This window comes from Chamaesiphon polymorphus CCALA 037 (assembly GCF_003003845.1).
In the GTDB taxonomy this organism is placed as follows: Bacteria; Cyanobacteriota; Cyanobacteriia; order Cyanobacteriales; family Chamaesiphonaceae; genus Chamaesiphon; species Chamaesiphon polymorphus.
Window position 1 is genome coordinate 1 of sequence record NZ_PVWO01000755.1, and the last position, 2,005, is coordinate 2,005.

Annotated in this window: 2 protein-coding genes; one reads left to right on the top strand and one right to left on the bottom strand. The window is 47.0% G+C overall.

Going from position 1 to position 2,005, the window contains the following annotated elements; genetic code table 11:
• The first annotated feature begins 322 nt into the window (after positions 1-322).
• A complete protein-coding gene (locus tag C7B77_RS29005) occupies positions 323-826 on the top strand; it encodes a hypothetical protein (protein WP_245894534.1) in 504 nt (167 codons plus the stop codon).
• 93 nt (positions 827-919) lie between these two features.
• Here the strand turns inward: C7B77_RS29005 and C7B77_RS29010 are convergent.
• On the bottom strand, positions 920-2,005 hold a 1,086-nt coding region (locus tag C7B77_RS29010; RefSeq protein ID WP_146138602.1), incomplete at its 5' end, for a WD40 repeat domain-containing protein.

The following is a 2,005-nucleotide window of genomic DNA, read 5'->3' on the forward strand; positions in this document are numbered from 1 at the left end:
CTAATTACTCCGACTTTTTTCATTACCAATCAATTTTTGAAAGACTATTCTCCTACTTTTTCAGCAAGCCCTACATAGATTACTTCACTTAAGTTTGACTTAAGCCAACACTCGATCGCCGATCGTGCCACAAAAGATCGAGCATCTCAACCTCAGCCGGGATATGTTCGGCAAGCTTGATGCCATTCGCCTTTGTGCTAAAGCATTCTCACAATTAAGTCAGTGTTTATCTCTAAATATCTCATCTGGTGACTAAAGTTGTTTGCCTCGATACTAAGAACATGGTCGAACTGACAACCACATCCCACATCAACCTCATTCAATGATGCTATATCGATTATCTTGTCTAGGAGTCTCGTTATTCTGCTATGGACTGGCTCAAGCTTTGCCATGTTTGCTGTTCTTCATTGTCCCCAATGATTTTGTTGGTAAATACATTCCTTCTGGAAAACTAAATGCTTACGGTTATCCGATCGATATCTACGATTACAGTGGGATCGAACTGACTATTGCTGGATTATTTGGACTTTTGTTTATGCAAATTCCACCTGCTTTAGGTTGGTTAGCAAATCCAGCTTATTGGCTATCATCTGTATTCTTTATGCAGCAGAAATATCTTAATGCGGCGATCGCGGGTTCGCTCGCCGTAATTATCGGCTATTTAGGTACGATTTCCGCCTTTTGGTACGATCTGCCAAATGGTAGTAGTCCTAACTCTCATTTAGCTCTCGATCGACTTCTGGCTGGCTTTTGGTTCTGGTTGGCGGCTCCTGGAATTATCGCACTTGCATCTGTAATTAGGATGACAATCTTGCGACGAACATAAAGCAGTTTTTGGAATCGCCAGAGCTGTTTTGAATATTTAGTTAAAATGCAAACCAGATTGAAATCCAATCTAGCCGATTCAGCAGTGCTGAGGCTACGCCAACGATCCTAACTGCTTCAATACCGATATTTGCCCCTCACTCAAACCAGTAACTCCGGTAATATTCATCCCCTCATAGAGTCGATTCCGCAAAGCGGACGCTACGCGATCGGGATGTAAAGTTGTCAGACATTCTCCTGTTTGCACATTCCAAATTTTAATTGTTTCATCGGCACTACTACTGACCAATTTAAGATCTTCAGTCCGATCGATTTGGGGTATAAACGCGATCGAGAGAATAATGCGATCGTGACCCGTTAAAGTCCGAAAAACTTCCCCGCTGCGGACATCCCAGAGCTGAATCGTACAATCGTGTAGACTATTTGCCAGCAGATCGCCTGCCGGACTAAAGACGAGTGGATGGGCTTCAGTCAGGGGGTTCGGGGGGACGATCGCCCCACAAGTCTCACCCGTGGTGAGATCCCACAATTGGATCGAGTTGTGCCAACAAGCGGTTGCCAGCAGTTGACTGGTGGGATCGATGGCAATGGTATATCGGCCTGGTGACTGATGTTCTAATGCCAGGTGGGGCTGTGAAAACTGTTTTTCTGTCTTCAATTTCTCGACATCCCAGACCCTAACGATCGTGCCGTCGCCACTGGTTATCAGCCATCGCCCATCTGCGCTGAATTTCAGCGACCAAACTGGATATATATCGCTCGCAGTACACAGACATTGCCCTGTCTGGCTATCCCACAGTTTGACCGTTCGATCGAGGCTACAGGTGGCAATCAGGAGGTCGTCGTGGCTAATAGCGACCGCCCAGACCCAATTTTCATGTCCCTGAAAGGTCAGTCGGCACCGCCCGCTCTCTAGCTCCCAGATTTTGACGGTAAAGTCTTCACTCGCACTAGCCAGCCATGTCCCCGTCGAATTGAAAACGACATGGCGAATGCGGCTGTTGTGTCCCGCTAATTTGGTCGCGCATCTTCCTGTGTGGAGGTTCCATAAGTGGATCGCGCCATCGCTACTCCCCGCCGTTGCCAGTCGCTCGCTCTGCGGATCGACGGCGATCGTGCAAACTTGATTGGAATAGCCTTGTAAGGTCTTCAGGCATTGCCCATTCTGGATATCCCATAA